Below are 16502 nucleotides of genomic sequence, written 5' to 3'. Positions count from 1 at the left end.
TGATTTTAATATAAAAATGATGAATATAAAAAATATAAAGAAAGGTGCATTAACAGCAATGGCTGTTACTATGCTTACGTTTTCTTGTAAAGACTCCTTTCTAGAAGTTCTTCCAACGGGTTCTTTAGGAGAAGCCCAACTATACAGCCAAGCTGGTGTTGAGGGAGCTTTGATTGGAGCTTACTCGATGCTGAATGGTAAAGGATTTGGCCGTTCGGCTGGTCCAAATAACTGGATGGGTTCCATACTTGGTGGTGAATCCAATAAGGGTACAGATGCGGGTGATTACTCTCAAATGAATTCTATCCAGCGATATGAAGTAAACTCTAACAGTGGTGAAATTGGTGGACTATGGGGTTCTAAATTTGAAGGGATCGCAAGAGCCAATTCTACGATTAGATTGGCAACGGCATCTACGCAAATTTCTGACGCTGTGCGTACCAGAATTATAGCAGAAGCTAGAGTTCTTAGAGGTCACTATTACTTTGATCTTAAAAGAATGTTTAATTCAGCACCATATTTTGATGAAACCGTTGCGGATTCAGATTTGCCAGATGTTCCTAATACCACGGCACTTCTAGGACCTATTGAAGCGGATTTCTTATTTGGAATGAACAATTTACCAGAAACTCAAGGAGATGCTGGTAGAGTGAACAAATGGGCAGCTGCGGCTTATTTAGGTAAGGCTTATATCTATGATGGTAAGTATGCTGAGGCGAAAGCGATATTTGATCAAGTAATTGCTAACGGTCAAACGACTAATGGTAAGAAATATGGTTTAGTGCCGGATTTCTCTCAAATTTTCAATGCAGAGAATGATAACCACGAAGAGGCTGTTTGGGCTGTTCAATCTTCAAACAACACAGGTAGTGTTAATAATGCTAACTGGTTTGATGATTTGAATTATCCTTATAACACTGGAACAAACGGACCAGGTAACTGCTGTGGATTTAACCAACCTACTTTTACAATGGTGAATCAGTTCCGTACTAAAAATGGTTTACCATTACTAGACGGTTCTTATAACTCGGGTACTAATCCGATTAAGAATGATTTCAAAATTGAAGCCAGTGCTTCTTTTACGGAAGACGCAGGTCCAGTGGATCCTCGCTTAGACCACACTGTAGGTCGTAGAGGTATACCTTATTTAGATTGGCAAGAGCATCCAGGTAAAGCTTGGATTCGTGATCAAACTTATGCAGGGCCATATTCTCCTAAGAAATTTGTTTATTACAAGACTCAAGAAAATACTTTTACAGATGGTAGCTCTTGGACTCGTGGATATGCCACTATGAACGTTCCAATTATTCGTTTCGCGGATGTTTTACTTATGGCTGCTGAAGCAGAAATTCAAGCAGGTAGTCTTGCTAAAGCTGTAGAGCATATCAATAAAGTTAGAGCTCGTGCTGCAAATCCTGCAGGATGGGTGATGGAATATGATGGAAGTGGTCCAGCTGCAAAGTATGAAATAGCTCTTTATACTTCTTTCAGTGGTAAGGAAGAGGCTATGAAAGCTTTGAAATTTGAGAGATTGCTTGAGCTAGCTCAAGAAGGACACCGTTATCCTGACTTGGTTAGATGGGGAGACGCGGCTACGTTCTTGAATACAGTGTATTTACCATATGATAGCAAGTTATTAATTACCAAATTTGGTGGTGCTAAATTTACTGCTGGGAAAAATGAGTATTTACCAATACCTCAATCACAGATTGATATTCAGCCTGCTTTAACGCAGAATCCTGGATATTAAATTTAAGTAGTTGATTTTATTAAAGTGGCTAAACTTGTTTAGCCACTTTTTTTATGTCAATTTAACTACATAACCTTATACAACATACATGTCATTTTGTTGATTTTTATTGCCATAATTATTTTTTATACTCATCATTAACGCATTTAATATGTATATCAAACCTCTCATATTTCTTTTTACAGGCATATTATTGACGGCCTGTTCAGGGAATAATTCTCGTTTTAAATTACTAAGCAGTGAGCATACGGGAGTTGATTTTAACAATCAAATCATAGAGAATGATTCTATTAATATCCTAACCTATGATTATACCTATAATGGGGGCGGAGTAGCCATTGCTGATTTTAATAATGATGGTTTGAAGGACATCTTTTTCAGTGCGAACATGACTGGAAACAAGCTTTATTTAAATAAAGGAGAACTGAAGTTTGATAATGTTACGGAAGCTGTCGGAATAGCTGCTACTAAAAGATGGTGTACCGCCGCGGTGGCCGTCGATATTAATAATGATGGTTGGATGGATATTTATGTTCCTGCGAGTTCTACCAATAATAGTTTGGCCTCAGATAGAGAAAATTTATTATACATTAATAAAGGTGCAGAAGGAGAATTTAGATTTGAAGAGGCTGGAGCTGCTTATGGGGTCAACAGTAATAGTTTTACAGAAGGTGCAGCATTTTTTGATTACGATAATGATGGCGACTTAGATTTATATGTTCTTAATAACGTCATAGACCATACCCCTAATTATTATCGAAAAAAGGTAGTAGATGGTTCTTATCCTAATAATGACCAATTGTTTAGAAACGATTGGGATGAAGAAAAGGGTCATTCAGTTTTTACGGATGTGAGTAATGAGGCGGGTATTTTAATAGAGGGGTTTGGGCTTGGAGTAAACATAACAGATATTAATAGAGACGGTTGGAAAGATATCTATGTGACCAATGATTATGCTGCAGATGACATTCTATATATCAATAACAAGAATGGTACTTTCACGGATAATGCCAAAGCCTATTTTAAGCATACCAGTAATAATGCTATGGGAAACGACGTAGCAGATATTAATAATGACGGACTGGCAGATATGGTGTCCTTGGACATGATGCCCGAAGATAATTATAGAAAGAAGATGTTTGTATCAGAAACTAATCCAGACAAATTTAGAGCTTCTGAACAGTTTGATTATACCAATCAGTATATGAGAAATACCTTACAGCTGAACAGCGGTTTGGATAAGGATTTCTTGGAAATAGGACTTTTTTCTGGAGTTGCAGAAACGGATTGGAGCTGGACGCCGTCCTTGGCAGATTTTGATAATGACGGATTTAGAGATTTATTCATAACCAATGGCTTTCCTAAAGATGTAACGGATAAAGATTTTGTGACTTACCGATCAGAAGCTTCAAAAATAGCAAGTAAGGATTTTCTGTTGAGTCAAATTCCAGAAGTTCGAATTAGTAACTATGCTTACAGAAATGTGGATGGCTTAAGATTTGAGGATGTGACAAATAGCTGGGGAATGAAAATGCCAAGCTTTTCTAGCGGAGCTTCTTACGCGGATTTGGATAATGACGGCGATTTAGATTACGTGGTCAATAACACCAACGACTTAGCTTTTATCTATGAAAATAGGACTAGAGAGCAGTCTCCGGAGCATAGCAATTTCTTGAATTTTAGTTTTAAGGGGGAAAATCGGAATCCTGGCGGAACAGGTGTGATTTTAATTGGAACAATAAATGAAGAGAATGATTATTTCTTTGAATTAAACCCTTATAGAGGCTATAAATCCACTATCTCATCAGAATGCCACATAGGTTTAGGTAAGCTCACCCATCTAAAGCAATTAAAGGTGGTATGGCCTAATGGTAAATTTCAGGTTTTAGATAATATTGCAGCCAATCAGTTTCTAAGCCTCGATATAGCAGATGCAAAGGAGGACTTTGACTGGTCAAAAAAGAAAGTAGATACTGTTTTTGAAGAAGTGGAGAGCTTTAATTTCGTACATAAGGAGTTTCCTTTCTTAGACTTTAATATTCAAAGTTCAATGCCTTTCAGTGTAGCACAAATGGGACCTGGAATGGCCGTGGGCGATATTAATGGAGATGGTTTAGATGATGTTTTTATAGGCGGTGCGAAATTTAAAAAGGGTGTGTTTCTGATGCAGAACCAATCTGGAGGTTTTGAGGAGCAAGATTTATTACCTGCGATAGACACTACGCAGAAGCGTTCGGAAGATACAGGGGTGTTACTTTTTGATGCCGACGGAGACGGTGATAATGATCTCTATGTGGTTAGTGGGGGAAATGAAGATTTTCCCAATGCAGCATCTTTCCAAGATAGATTCTATGAAAACAGAAATGGGACTTTTGTGGAAGTAAAATCTGCTCTACCAAACTTTACCATTAGCGGGGCATGTGTTAGAGCTGCCGATATGGATATGGATGGAGATCTAGATCTATTTGTTTCCGGGAGAAATTCGCCCATGGAATATCCTAAAGCCACATCTAGTTTAATTCTGAGGAATGATTCTAAATCAGGAGCACCTAAATTCACTAATGTCACTGAACTAATGGCTCCCGAGCTGATAGATTTTGGTATGGTTTGCGATGCCCTTTGGACAGATTATGATAATGATGGGGACAGAGATTTATTGGTAGCGGGTGATTTTTCGGTCATTACATTTTTTGAAAATATTGATGGAAAGTTAAAGAAGCTTGAAAACTCTGGTTTAGAAGATTTTAGCGGTGTTTGGAATAGCATAACGAGTGGAGATTTTGATCAAGACGGTGATATAGATTACATCGTCGGTAATATTGGAGAAAATGTCCTGTTTAAAGGTTCTCAAAAATATCCAGCCATGCTGCTTTCCGGAGACTTCGATAAAAACGACAGATATGACGTTTTGCCTTTTAGATATTTTCCAGATGGGAAGGGCGGACAAATATTGGCTCCATATAATGGTAAAGGGGATATTAGTCGTCAGTACAATGCATTCCGGACACGTTTTACAACTTATAAAGAGTTTTCTTCTGCCACCTTTGAAAATACCTTAACCAAAGAGGAAATGGATATGGCAAAGACGCATTACTTAAATCATAACTCCAGCTCTTATATTGAGAACTTGGGAGGCGGGAAGTTTTCTCTCAAGGATTTACCTAGAGAGGTCCAATTTGCTCCAATAAATGGATTGTTAACAGATGATTATAATAGCGATGGTTTCCTAGACGTCCTTATGATTGGAAATAATTTTGGCAATGAATTGTTGGTTGGAGAGCTTGATGCCTCTAATGGGATTTTGTTATTAGGAGATGGTAAAGGAGGGTTTAAGGTTGCCAAAAACAGCGGATTGAATATCTCTGGTGATGCTAGGAGTTTGGTGAAGTTAATGAGTGCCAATAAGGAGGAGCTGGTTCTGGCTTCACAAAATAAGTCAAAAGCCAGGTTATACAAAATACCAAAAAGAGGGGAGCTGTATAACTTAAAGGATAGTGATTCACAAATAAGATATGAGCTAAACGGACATAAAGTTTTTATGGAAACGTACTTTGGTTCATCGTTCCTTTCTCAGTCTTCCAGAAAGCTGATTATTCCAAAAGGAGCCACCAATATTGTTATTAAATAAAAGCAAAAGTATTCCGAAAGTAGGTCTGTTCGCAATCAAATTGCGAATAGACCTATTTGCTTTTGTTCTTCAGAATTAAAAGGTCTGTTTGGGCGTCTTTCCATTTAATGAGTTCTGTTCTGTCAACCATGAGGTTAATAAGATGTGAACCCAGAATAATGTCGGTATCACCGTCTGAATCAAAATCACCTTTTTCCATAATGAGCCATCTTCCTACGTCAGTTTTATCGGAAATATATGGTTTGAACTTTAAATCGCCTAAGTTGTCATAAAGCACAAAGCCTCTATGCGGTTTCTTTGAAAAGTCTGCAAAGTTGGCAATGACTGCAATATCCATATCGCCATCGCCGTCAAAGTCGTTAATTTCTAGTCCTGTGGCACCCTGGAGTGGTAAAAACAGTTTTTCAGTGAATTGATTCTTTCCGTTATTAATAAAAATACGGACACCATGGTAAGCTTTTCTGATTAAAGTGAAGTCGCCATTATCTCCTGAAGCAATAACAATGTCCTTGAATCCATCATTATTGACGTCTGTCCATTCAAAATCCGAAGAACCATAAACCGGAGGTAAGGTTAGCCATGGCTTTAATTTAAATTCTCCCTTTCCAAGGTTTTCAAAGTAATATACGGCTTCATTACCTTGCGTCATGAGAACTAGAATATCAATTAATCCATCTTTATTGATATCCTCTGTAATGGTCTTAATGGAACCAGCTACTGGCATTAAAATATGTTCTTCAAAACTGTTGTCAAGCTTTTCATACCATGACAATCTTCCGATATGATAACCAAAACTACAGATGAGATAGTCGTCTTGGTTATCTTGGTTGAGGTCAAGTTTTTCTACACTTACGGGTCTAAACAATCCAGTAATAATTTCCTTTTTATCCTTGTTAACCAAGGTGCCGATAGGTTCATTATTAGGCCTGATTTTCCCCATTAACAAGGGCTCAAACCCGCCATTCTGGTTTAACACAATAGAGGACATTGTGCTAGCGTATTGGATAGAATCTATGAGGCGTAAATTTTTATCGTATATGCTCAATAGGCCTGCTTGGTCTGAGATATAAAATTGGTTGCTGTTTTTGTCAAAATGAATTAAAGTGTTTGACGCAGGTCTTTTAAGTGTGTTTAGCTTTTTGGTAGTGAAATCAAATTTATCTTCCAGATTAGCAAAAGAAGCAGGCTCAGTTTCGAAATTTATACTGGACGGGGCATTTTCTAGATAGTAGTTCTGGATCAATTGCCAGTCATTTTCTGATATTTGAGGCTCATGCGGAATTAGATTTTCCGATATACCATCAGTATATAAAGACTCGCCTTTCATGTCTTTTAGAAGGAGACTTTTATCTGGCATTCCTAGCCAAGCCCCCATTCTTGGCAAAACGTGCTCTTGCCATGTAGCTTTATCTAATAATTCGGGCTTGGGAAATTGGTGACAACTTCCACAACTCCTTTCTGCTAACTTTTCTCCTTTCTGCTTTTGGGTGCATGAAAATTGGACGAAAACTAAAAATAAAAAAGAGGCTTGGATAAGTTTAAAATTCATTTTTTGGGAAGTGCATCGTTAATTTGACAAAGAAATGAAAATATAATGGTTTGGGCTTTATACGTAAAAAATCATCCTTGGAATAATGAACGAGATATTCATTAAAAACATAAATGGAAACTCTTCTTAAATACTTTTCAAAATCATTTTTTGGAAAATGTTGATTATGAGCTTTTGGATAAACTAGCTTATTCTAGTATTCTCTAATGATTAAAAGTGAATTTGTAGGATAAAGAAAGTATTGGAGCCCCAAAAATAGTCAACTTATAGGGTTTTAATAGGTTTCCTTCGGACCTGAAAAATATGGAATAGGCATTTTTTCGACCATAAAGGTTATACACGGAAAAGGCGAAATTACCTTTGAACTCTCTATTCCTAAGTTTTGGGTTATATATGTTCCAAGCAAAGTCTAAGCGATGATAATCAGGTAATCTGCTGTCGTTTCTTAAGAAATAGAAAGGTAATACCTGACCACTGTATTTAATATAACCTTGAGGTGAGGTAAAGGGTCTGCCGGTGGAATAAGTAAAGTTAAAGGAGAAGTCATGATGCGAACCTTGATTTATGACCACTGCAGCATTTAAAGTATGTGGGCGGTCATAATTAGCTGCATATTTTTGTCCATAATTCACCCGTTGGTCTAGTAAAGGACCTTCATCCACTTGATTTATAGAGCGAGCATAAGTGTAATTTACCCAGCCGGTAACTTCACCTTTTTTCTTAGAAACCATTAATTCTGCACCGTACGAGGAATTTATACCTTGTAAAATTTCCGTTTCAGGCGTTTGATTTAATAGAAAGTCTGCACCAGGTTTATAATCAATTATATTATTGGTTTTTCTAAAGTAACCTTCTACAGCGTACTCAAACACATTACCTTGAGAGTTTCTGAAATAGCCTAAAGAAGCCAGTTGACTTACTTGTGGCGAAATATTCAAATCAGATAATTTCCACCTTGATGTAGGAATGGGAGTGGTGGTGTTTGATACAATCTGCAAATACTGCCTAGCCACATTATAACCGGCTTTAATGCTATTCTTATCATCTATCAAGAAACTGAACCCAATTCTTGGCTCAAAACCACCATAGGTTTGGGCCACTTGGCCTTTATTGTATGTTAACGTTTCCATCAATGATACCACATCTCGGGGTTCATTTTCTTTGTATACATTGACACTTGATGGACCCAGTGATAAAAATTGGGAGTATCTGAGACCTAAAGAAAGATTTGTCTTAGCATTAATGGTAATAACATCCTCAAAGCTCGCTCCTAATTCCAGCCCATGTTCTATAGGAGTGTTAATAGGCAGTACGCTTTCGCTTTTTCCTGGCTCAATATTTCCCGGGTTAATAACATATTTTACAGCATCAACCCCGATTTCAAAATTATGCTTGCCTTTATATAGATTAAGGTTAGATTTTATCTGTTTATAGTCAACACTTTGTTTGATTTTTACAGTGTTATCACTATTAACTTCTGGTAATAATGTGTTTGGCTGATAATAAGAACTTACTATTGTGGTTTGGATGTTGGCAGTATTGCTGATATTATAAAACCATTTTCCTGAGAAATTGGTAGTTTCATATTGAAACTGAGAAGCAGAGGCATTGATGTTGGCTATGGTGCCTAACATTTCTGTTTGGAAAAAGTCATAACTGTAATAGGCAGAAAGAGAAATCGTATTTTTTTCATTGACTTGGTAAAAGAGTTTAGCGGCACCGTCTGCAAATTTTGCTTTTAAATCCTTAAGTCTGTCTGATACTATAGGAAAGAGGAAATCATTAAATGAACCTCGTCCAGATACCATTAAGGCCATTTTGTTTTTGATAATGGGAATTTCAGCCATCAGTTTATTGGAGACTAAACTAATACCACCAGACATCTTAAACTTGTCCATGGAAGGATTAAGTAGCTTTACATCTAAAACGGCGGCCGCTCTCCCACCAAAACGAGCGGGTATATTTCCTTTATAAAGGTCAAATTTCGATATGGCCTCGGCTGGGAATGCAGAAAAGAGACCGAACATATGGGTTGGATTAAAGATAGGAGCATCATCCAATAAAAAGAGGTTTTGGTCTGTAGTTCCGCCTCTTACATTCACTCCGTTAGAGGCTTCACCTACGCTGGACACCCCGGGTAACATTTGGAGTCCTTTAAGGAGATCCACTTCTCCTAAGGCCGAAGGGAGTTTCTCTACCGTTTTCATGTTCAAAGAACTTACGCCCATCATAGGCCTTTTAACGTTTTCATTACCTGTGCCACTTACAATCACCTCTTCTAGTGTATTTTCTACGAGCTTTAGTTCAACGACCAAGTCACTTACAGGAAGTGTTAGGTTCTTTCTAAAAGGGATGTAACCGATATACCTAACAATAATAACAACATCTTTGCGTGGTAAAACAAAAGTGAAGCTACCATCTTCTTTGACAAAATCAGTTTGGTCTCCGTAATCTATGGTTACTGTAGCTCCTATCAGTGGTTCTTTATTGGCACTGTCTAGTACCGAACCTTTAAGAATATAACGCTGCTGTGATAGTGCAATACCAAAAGAGCCTAGACTTATGAGTAGGATTAAAATATATTTCATAACTTAAATTTGTCCTTTGCTGCTCCAGCCTTCTGGTTGAAATGGTGTTCTAGTATCACTTTCTAAACAAGGTGCCATAGGAGGTCTGGTTGTATCGTTTCCAGCCGGTTCTGGATTTACTTTTCTGCCGTTAAAAAGTCCCGTGGCAATTACCTTATCTGGGATATCGCTTTTATCCAACCAATATAAGGTTCGAGACACGGAAGACACAATGAAATATCCCGCAACTGCCTGGTCTAAATCTCCAGGACTGGAAATATTACCAGATAAAGTCGCTGGAGGGGTGTCTGCCAGTCCACCAGTATTTTGCCCTTGAGAAGCCACTAATTTTAAATAGTCATAAACTCTTTTGGGAATTCCGTATTGTCTAACCTCTAATAAGGCTCCAACCTTCTGATAAACAGGAATTTCGGCAACTAATCGAGCTTTAATGGGTTTCCCATTTGAAAACTCATCGCTCATCACATTGATTTTTTCTGATGTTATCTTATCCCAGCAATCCCCAGAACAATTATAGTCGTAAGTTACATCTCTTGAGAATCTGGTAGCCCTACATTCTCCTAAAGGGCCGGTGCTTTCGTCGTTATAGTATAAAGCATCTGTGCAACTTTTACAATAGGCTTGAGATTCATAAAGAACCCAATCCCACATATAATAATCTATGCTAGAAGCGGGGTCTGATGTATCTATATATACTTTTTGACCAGGGAAGGTCTCAGTAGCGGTTTGAACAGCATTTTGATCAAAGGCATGATAAATTTTATCAATGGAGGCAGATGAAATCATCGTTTCTTCCATAGATTCAAAGTACTTGCCATTTTTTGTGCTGAATTCAAGCTTATACGTATTTCCAATTTTTCCGGTAAAATCATTCGGATAAGTGTAATATCCAGCCTTGATTTCGGTAAGGTTTATATCTCTAGTGCCATTTTCTATAACTTTTACGGTAGCCCCTTCCACGGGTAAGTAGCTAATGCTTAGCCCTGAGTTTGGAGTAGATTCGGTAAGTTTTACGTAATTGCTTGACGCGTTATTTGTCAATTTTCCATCAACTATAAAAATGGTTTTACCAACTATGAAATTTTTTGAATAGGGGTCTACGCAGGCAATACTGAAAAGTAAGACGACTACACATAATTTTTGTAAAAGCGGCGGAATTTTAAGCCTCATTTATCATTAAGTCTAGGGTTGAAAGGATGAATATAAGCATATAATTAAAGACCAACCCAAGAGATTCTGAGATAGTTCTTTAACGGTTTACAAATTGCTTGATTCTATCGTTTTAGGGATAATTCAACACTTAATTGAACAATTGTTTGAATAATGGAACCTTTCTAAAGGTGTTTTAACGGATAGTTTTCTATAAAGGAATTTCGTCTTGTTGTTACCGTATAATAATATTTCTTTACAGGACAGGCGGTGTTGATTTTAATGTATAATGGATTGATTAGTTTTGAATTTAACTATTCGCATAACCATGAAATCTATCCGGACAATCGCTACTTTATTTTTGTTTTTTGAAAGTAGTCTGCTCTTCGCACAAGTAAGCTTTACAGCGTTTCCCGAAAACATGCAGCTCTATTCCCGCGATGAAAAAGATATGGCACTCGTAGAGATTTCTGGTAAAATGTTGAGTACAGATTATCAAAGAGCCGAAGTGAAGTTATTTATTGATAATGTTTTTTCTTCAAGTACCGTTGTTGGGGAATTAAAGGCAGGTTCTAACATACAGATTAAGATTCCTATAAAAGCTCAATTATCAGAGTATTCCTTTGAGTTTTGGCTTAAAAATGCAAAAGACTCCTTGTTGGTAAAATCTGCGAAAAAGGTATTATGTGGAGATGCCTTTATTATTTATGGTCAATCTAACGCCGTTTCTTATGCAAACTATTGGGTTTTGAATGACAGTATATCTAAGAAATATACTAGAAATTATACGCATTATTTTTTGAAGAGTCATAAGGATGATGGTTGGCATGATGCTACTTTTCCTGAGGTTGGAAGTCTTGGTAAATGGTTTATTAAAAACTATACGGAGAAAATGGAAGTGCCTATTTTGATGATTAATGCGTCATTGGGTGGTGTAGACCTTAAATATCTTATCAAAAGAAATCCAGAACTTCTATATGATGTTCACACCCCTTATGGCTTAATGTTAAAAAGAGTTTTGGATAGCAAAGTGAAGACTATCAAGGGTTTTGTTTTTCTTCAGGGAGAATCAGAGTCAAATACCAGTCTTGATGATGTTAATAGCTATCCAGGTTTATTTGATGAGTTCAAAATAAATTTGGGACTAGACATGCCCGCAATAGAAAGATTTTATGTTTATCAGTTAGGCGTGATGAATACGCATGCTCTTTGGGAAGCAGGAAAACTTAGAGAGTTTAAACGACAGCTAACCAGAATATATCCTGACGTTTCTGTAGTACCTGCTACTGGGATAAGTTATTGGTATTTTGATGGACTTCATTATAGTCTGGAAGGTTATGGTATTCTTGCGGATTGGCTTTTTAGAAGTTTTTGGGCCTTTGAAAAAGGGGAAAAGAACTATGAAACCCCTGATCTACAAAAACTAATAGATCAGAAAGAACAAAAAAGACTCAAATTGGTTTTTAATCAAGAGGTTGTTGTAAAAGATAGTCTAAATTTCGGCTATTACTTTAGCTATATAAAGGACCAATTCTTCGCTGATAGAATTTCCGGATTTATAAAATCTATAGAAAGGGAGGGTAAAAACCTATTCCTAAATTATGATCAACTGCCATCAAATAAACTCACTTACCTACCAGGCTTTTTTAATGATCCTCAGGGGAAGCCTTTTGGAGGACCTTTTATTAAAAATAAGGATGAAGTTCCTGCCCTTACGTTTTACGATGTAGAGATTCAGAAAGAGCTGTTAAGGCCAATTGTTGATAGCTCGTCTTTTAGTTCAAGTTCATTTAACTTATTTATGAATGAATCTAGGGCAAAGGAGTGCGGGAGTTGTGAACTTGAGATTTATCATTTGACAGATAATGGTCTAGTGTTTTTGAAAACTTTTGCTAATGACAAATTGAAGATTGAGTTTAAAAGTTTAACAAACTCTGATATCCTTGTTTTAAAATATACAAGTTTACTCTCCGAGTCTGAAGCTGTGGCTTTTGATTTAAGTGGTAAGAAGATATTGGATACCGACCAAGACGGTATTCCTGATGCGTGGGACAATTGTATAAATAGGAAAAATTTAATGCAGTCCGATTTTGATAATGATGGGATTGGGGATGTCTGTGATCCTGATTCTGATGGAGACTTAGTACCTGATGAAGAAGACAATTGTTTACTCCAAATAAACCCTGATAGACCTGAGCTCCTAGTAGAAGACGGAAACCTTGTTTCTTCATCTATACCTGCCAAAGCCTATCATTGGGTCGTCAATGGGCATTATAGTGAAACCACATTAGATAATCTATATATCGTAAGAGATTCAGCAGAGTATGCTGTGTTTATAGGGGATAAACATGGATGTAATAGCTTAGTATCGAATTCATTATGGGTAAGTGCTTTTGATATAACTCTTGGTCAAAAAGAAGAATATAAGTCTGTCATATATCCGAACCCAACTTTAAATAATTTAAATTATTCCTTATCAAAGCAGGATGTCCACAGGGTTGAGTTGTATACTATCCATGGTCAACTTCTTAGAGAATTTGTTTTAAGGCGTAATGAAGGCCAGATTGATTTAAATGGCGTGGCGGAAGGAAACTATGTGTTGTTATTTTTCAATAAAGCCAATGAGACGGTTTTGACTCAAAAGTTAATCAAAAAGTAACGGTCGAAAAGGTTGTAGCGTTGAAATAGAAAAAGGTCGGTGAAAACCGACCTTTTTCTATGCGTAAATATTGTTTTTTTACGAATGAAGAGACCTATTATCTGTAGCTGCTAGGGCTGCTTCTTTTATGGCCTCCATGTATGTAGGATGGGCATGAGATATTCTTCCAAGGTCTTCTGCACTGGCTCTAAATTCCATTGCGGTTACACCCTCGGCTATCATATCTGCCGCTCTAGCTCCAATGATATGTATTCCTAAAACCTCATCGGTATCTTTATCTGCCAATACTTTCACGAGACCATCGGTATCTCCACTTGCTGTGGCACGTCCTAATGCTTTGAAAGGGAATTGCCCTTTTTTGTATGCTCTACCCGAAGCCTTTAGTTCTTCTTCAGTGGCTCCTACAGATGCGACCTCTGGCCATGTATAAACTACACCCGGAATTAAGTTGTAATGAATATGGGGCTTTTGACCAAGGATAGTTTCTGCCACTAATACGCCTTCTTCTTCTGCTTTATGAGCCAGCATGGCTCCTTTAATGACATCGCCAATAGCATAAATACCAGAAACTGATGTTTCTAAAGTATGATCGTTGACCTCAATCATCCCTCTCTTATCTGGCGTAATTCCTATGGCTTCTAAATTAAGTTTATCAGTATAAGCTTTTCTACCTATGGCCACTAAACAGTAGTCACCTTTAAACGTTACTGTTTCACCTTTACTGTTTTCCGCAGTTACTTCTACTTCTTTCCCAGTGTTAGTGATATTGGTCACTTTGGTATTGAAGTTGAATTCTGCATCATGCTGCTTTTTAAGCACTTTTTGAAGTTCTTTTCCAAGTGTACCATCCATTGTTGGTATCATACCTCCTGCAAACTCAATAAAGGTCACTTTAGCTCCTAATCGTGCATAAACAGAACCTAATTCTGCACCAATTACTCCAGCACCAATAACTAACAGGTTCTTAGGTACTTCTGTAAGATTTAAAGCTTCTGTAGAAGTGATAATTCTTTTCCCGTCAAAGTTCATGAACGGAAGAATAGTAGGTTTAGAACCAGTGGCTATGATAACATTGGTTCCTTTTATTTGCTCTTCTGTCCCGTCTGTCTTGGTTACTTTGACCGTGTTTTTGTCTACAAAAGAACCGAATCCATTAAATACGGTAATTTTGTTTTTTTTCATCAAAAACTCAACACCATTATTCATTTTGGTCACCACGTCGTTTTTCCTGCCTATCATGGTTTTCAGATCCACCTTTGGAGCACTGATTTTAATTCCATGTTCTGCAAAATGATGTGTAGCGTTATGAAAATGTTCTGAAGAGTCTAAAAGAGCTTTTGAAGGTATACATCCAACGTTAAGGCAAGTACCTCCTAGAACATTGTATTTCTCTACAATTGCCACCTTTTTTCCCAGCTGTGCCGAGCGAATAGCCGCAACATAACCGCCAGGTCCAGAACCAATAACTATAATGTCAAAATCCATAATTCTTTCATTTGTTACAGGCTCAGTGCCCATAATTTTTAATTAAAATATTATCCCCTTCTTTCAAAATATAAGCTAACTGAGACACTCGGCTCAATGTAAGCTGAGGCACTCGACTTACTGTAAGTTGCGGCTCTCGGTTCACTGTAAGCTCATGCACTCGAAGCTTAAACTTCCAGCATCATTCTCATTGGATCCTCCAATAGCTGTTTCAGTCTTACTAAGAAACTAACAGATTGTTTTCCGTCAATAGTTCTATGGTCATAAGAAAGAGCCAAATACATGATAGGTCTAATTTCTACTTGACCATTTATAGCTACAGGTCTTTCTACAATATTATGCATTCCTAGAATAGCAGATTGCGGAGCATTAATAATTGGTGTAGAAAGCATAGAACCAAAAATACCACCATTGGTTATCGTGAAAGTTCCACCAGTCATTTCAGGGATGGTTAACTTGCCATCTCTAGCTTTTATGGCTAAACGCACTACTTCAGATTCAATACCTGCAAAAGACAATTTCTCAGCATTTCTAATAACGGGAACTACTAATCCTTTAGGGGCAGAAACTGCAATTGAAATATCAGCGAAATCATTAAATACAATTTCCTCACCGTCAATATATGCATTGATAGTCGGGAATTCTTGAAGAGCAATAGAACATGCCTTAGTAAAGAAAGACATGAAACCAAGACCTACGCCGTGAATCTCCTTAAATTTATCTTTATAGCTTTTTCTTAAGTCCATAATTGGCTTCATGTCTACTTCGTTAAAAGTAGTAAGCATGGCGGTTTCATTTTTAACCGACACCAATCTTTTGGCTATAGTTTTTCTAAGAGAAGTCATCTTCTCTCTTCTTTGGCCTCTATCTCCTTCAGGTATTTCTGCAGATTTGGTTGGAGTAGGAGCAGGGCTAGGTTTTGCTGGAGCAGATTTTTGTGCATTTTGAGCATCTTCTTTCGTTACTCTTCCATCTACACCAGTTCCTTTTACGGATGCAGCATCTATTCCTTTTTCAGAAAGTAATTTAGCGGCAGATGGAGAAGGATGTCCAGAAGCATAGGTGTCATTTCCTGCGGCGGCTGCTACAGGGGCAGCGGCAGCTTGAGGAGCTGTGGCTGCAGGAGCAGAAGACGCCCCTACGGCAATCTTGGCTACAATATCACCTACAGGTATTACGGCACCTTCTTCAGCAATGATACTGATAATTCCGGCACTTGGAGATGGGAGTTCAAAAGTGGCTTTATCGGATTCTAGTTCGCAGATGATTTCATCCATTTCCACGAAGTCTCCATCTTTCTTAATCCATGAGCTTAAAGTAACTTCAGTAATAGATTCACCTACGGTAGGGATGGTTACGTTAATTACTTCCCCAGTAGAAGTATTTGCTACAGGAGCTGCTGCTTCAGTAGCAGGTGTAGCTGGAGCTGGAGCTGATGCTTCAGGCGTTGATTTTGCAGATTCTTCAATTCTACAAACTAATGCACCTATTTCAAGAGTTTCATCTTCTTGAGCCACTATTCTTAAAATTCCTGAAGCTTCAGCTGGAAGTTCAAAAGTAGCCTTATCAGACTCTAGTTCACAGATGATTTCATCCATGTTTACAAAATCACCATCTTTCTTTACCCAAGAGGCTATTGTAACTTCCGTTACAGACTCACCTACCGAGGGTACTTTCATTTCAACTGCCATGAT

The 16502-nt window shown here is 37.6% G+C and carries 8 protein-coding genes; 3 read left to right on the top strand and 5 right to left on the bottom strand.

Translation table 11 applies throughout. The annotated features are described in order from the left end of the window. The first annotated feature begins 16 nt into the window (after window positions 1-16). Together ACTBZY_RS22085 and ACTBZY_RS22080 are read left to right on the top strand one after the other, a co-directional pair. The gene (locus ACTBZY_RS22085) at window positions 17-1750 is read left to right on the top strand and encodes a RagB/SusD family nutrient uptake outer membrane protein (protein ID WP_463048561.1); all 1734 of its coding nucleotides are present in this window, start codon (window positions 17-19) and stop codon (window positions 1748-1750) included. Between the two features lie 151 nt (window positions 1751-1901). Continuing rightward, the gene (locus ACTBZY_RS22080; RefSeq protein ID WP_463048560.1) at window positions 1902-5378 is read left to right on the top strand and encodes a VCBS repeat-containing protein; all 3477 of its coding nucleotides are present in this window, start codon (window positions 1902-1904) and stop codon (window positions 5376-5378) included. A 52-nt stretch (window positions 5379-5430) separates the two neighbouring features. Here the strand turns inward: ACTBZY_RS22080 and ACTBZY_RS22075 are convergent, their stop codons facing one another. From ACTBZY_RS22075 to ACTBZY_RS22065, 3 genes are all read right to left on the bottom strand, one after another. Continuing rightward, window positions 5431-6927 (bottom strand): FG-GAP repeat domain-containing protein, encoded by a 1497-nt coding sequence (locus ACTBZY_RS22075; protein ID WP_463048559.1) that lies wholly within the window; start codon window positions 6925-6927, stop codon window positions 5431-5433. Window positions 6928-7130: 203 nt separating this feature from the next. Further along, window positions 7131-9515: a TonB-dependent receptor gene (locus ACTBZY_RS22070; protein ID WP_463048558.1), complete on the bottom strand. Its 2385-nt coding sequence runs from the start codon at window positions 9513-9515 to the stop codon at window positions 7131-7133. A gap of 3 nt (window positions 9516-9518) precedes the next feature. Next, window positions 9519-10685 carry a DUF4249 domain-containing protein gene (locus ACTBZY_RS22065; RefSeq protein ID WP_463048557.1) on the bottom strand — a complete coding sequence of 389 codons (1167 nt, stop codon included), beginning with the start codon at window positions 10683-10685 and terminating at the stop codon, window positions 9519-9521. Between the two features lie 307 nt (window positions 10686-10992). Here ACTBZY_RS22065 and ACTBZY_RS22060 point away from each other — a divergent pair, with 307 nt between their 5' ends. Beyond that, window positions 10993-13323, top strand: a complete 2331-nt coding sequence (locus tag ACTBZY_RS22060) for a sialate O-acetylesterase (RefSeq protein ID WP_463048556.1) — start codon at window positions 10993-10995, stop codon at window positions 13321-13323. 78 nt (window positions 13324-13401) lie between these two features. On the opposite strand, the gene lpdA is transcribed toward ACTBZY_RS22060, so the two are convergent. After that, complete coding sequence (lpdA, locus tag ACTBZY_RS22055) at window positions 13402-14808, bottom strand: dihydrolipoyl dehydrogenase (RefSeq protein WP_463048600.1); 1407 nt, start codon at window positions 14806-14808, stop codon at window positions 13402-13404. A 167-nt stretch (window positions 14809-14975) separates the two neighbouring features. Beyond that, window positions 14976-16499 carry a 2-oxoglutarate dehydrogenase complex dihydrolipoyllysine-residue succinyltransferase gene (gene odhB / locus ACTBZY_RS22050; protein WP_463048555.1) on the bottom strand — a complete coding sequence of 508 codons (1524 nt, stop codon included), beginning with the start codon at window positions 16497-16499 and terminating at the stop codon, window positions 14976-14978. Between the last annotated feature and the right edge of the window lie 3 nt (window positions 16500-16502).

Source organism: Arcticibacterium sp., from assembly GCF_055134445.1.
The sequence above is the reverse complement of the archived record's forward strand: the minus strand, read 5'-3'. Positions and strand labels throughout refer to the sequence as shown.

Bases quoted from the DNA above. Each gene is read 5' to 3' on its own strand.
- ACTBZY_RS22085 (WP_463048561.1), top strand. From the start codon at position 17: ATGATGAATATAAAAAATATAAAGAAAGGTGCATTAACAGCAATGGCT.
- ACTBZY_RS22080 (WP_463048560.1), top strand. From the start codon at position 1,902: ATGTATATCAAACCTCTCATATTTCTTTTTACAGGCATATTATTGACG.
- ACTBZY_RS22075 (WP_463048559.1), bottom strand. From the start codon at position 6,927: ATGAATTTTAAACTTATCCAAGCCTCTTTTTTATTTTTAGTTTTCGTC.
- ACTBZY_RS22070 (WP_463048558.1), bottom strand. From the start codon at position 9,515: ATGAAATATATTTTAATCCTACTCATAAGTCTAGGCTCTTTTGGTATT.
- ACTBZY_RS22065 (WP_463048557.1), bottom strand. From the start codon at position 10,685: ATGAGGCTTAAAATTCCGCCGCTTTTACAAAAATTATGTGTAGTCGTC.
- ACTBZY_RS22060 (WP_463048556.1), top strand. From the start codon at position 10,993: ATGAAATCTATCCGGACAATCGCTACTTTATTTTTGTTTTTTGAAAGT.
- lpdA (WP_463048600.1), bottom strand. From the start codon at position 14,808: ATGGATTTTGACATTATAGTTATTGGTTCTGGACCTGGCGGTTATGTT.
- odhB (WP_463048555.1), bottom strand. From the start codon at position 16,499: ATGGCAGTTGAAATGAAAGTACCCTCGGTAGGTGAGTCTGTAACGGAA.